This window comes from Rhizobacter sp. P3_B12 (genome assembly GCF_056402895.1).
In genome coordinates, this window is record NZ_JBFUGN010001454.1 from 1 (window position 1) to 1,072 (window position 1,072).

Below are 1,072 nucleotides of genomic sequence, written 5' to 3' on the forward strand. Positions count from 1 at the left end.
GCCCTGCAAGAGGATTGTTTTCAAATGAAACACTTCGATGAGGCCACCGCATGGGCCTTGGGCTCGCGGCTGAAGGAATTGGCCGAAGCGCGCGGGGTCGCGATCACGATCGAGGTGCGCCTGGCGCGCGAAACGGTGTTCTTCTGCGCGATGCCGGGCACCTCGCCGTCGAATGCCGACTGGGCGCGCCGCAAGCGCAACACCGTCGAGCTGCTGCACCGCAGCTCCTACCGCGTGGGGCTGGACAACGCGCAGGACGGCGGCACGCTCGAGTCGAAGATGGGGCTGCCGCTGCGCGACTACGCGGACCACGGCGGCAGCTTCCCGATCCGGGTCGCGGGCAGCGGCTGCATCGGTGCGGTGACGGTCTCGGGCCTGCCGCAGCGCGAGGATCACGCGCTGGCGGTCGAGGCGCTGGCCGAGCTGTGCGGGGTCTCGCTGGACGGGCTGCGGCTGGACTGACGAGACGGGGCTTCGACAGGCTCAGCCTGAACGGGGTGCGCTCAGCGCTGCGCTTCGAAGTGGAACAGCTGCACCAGCCGGCCTGATTCCGCGCGGTCGCCGAACAGTTCCGTGATCGCGTGGAAGAAATCGCTGCGGAACACGATCAGCCGGTTGAAGCGCATCGGCACCTCGAACAGGAACTCCCAGGTCGCATCGCGCTGCTGCTGCCATTCGGCGAACGGCAGCCGCCGGTTGATCGGCAGGTGGCGCTTCTGGAAATCGAGGAACGACGCATGGCCCATGCCGGCCAGCGCGGCATCGTCGGGCCGGCGGTCGTGGCCGGTGGCGCGGTGCCGGTAGAAGCGCGTGCCGCCGCGGCAGTCTTCCGGCCGGCTCAGGTACAGCACGCCGCCGAAGATGTGCGGCAGCGTCGGGTTGTCGACGTGCACGTCGGCCCGCGCGTCGTCGCTCGCCAGGCTCACGCGCAACGCGCCGTTGTCCGGCGAATCCCACTTGACCGCGCGGCCCAGCATGTCGGCGATGCGCTGCATCGTCGCGCCGACCGGCTGCGGCGGCGTCTGCACGCCGGGGAAGTTGCCGTTCGCCGAGCGCTGCGCCTGCGTCGCGC

Annotated in this window: 2 protein-coding genes; one reads left to right on the plus strand and one right to left on the minus strand. The window is 70.1% G+C overall.

Annotation, left to right across the window (positions count from 1 at the left end):
• A partial coding sequence (locus AC1D01_RS36025; protein WP_477874512.1) for a heme-degrading domain-containing protein occupies positions 1–462 on the plus strand: 462 nt, incomplete at its 5' end.
• 41 nt (positions 463–503) lie between these two features.
• On the opposite strand, the gene AC1D01_RS36030 is transcribed toward AC1D01_RS36025, so the two are convergent.
• Positions 504–1,072, minus strand: a 569-nt coding sequence (locus AC1D01_RS36030) for a DUF6445 family protein (RefSeq protein ID WP_477874514.1), incomplete at its 5' end; no start/stop codon positions are given.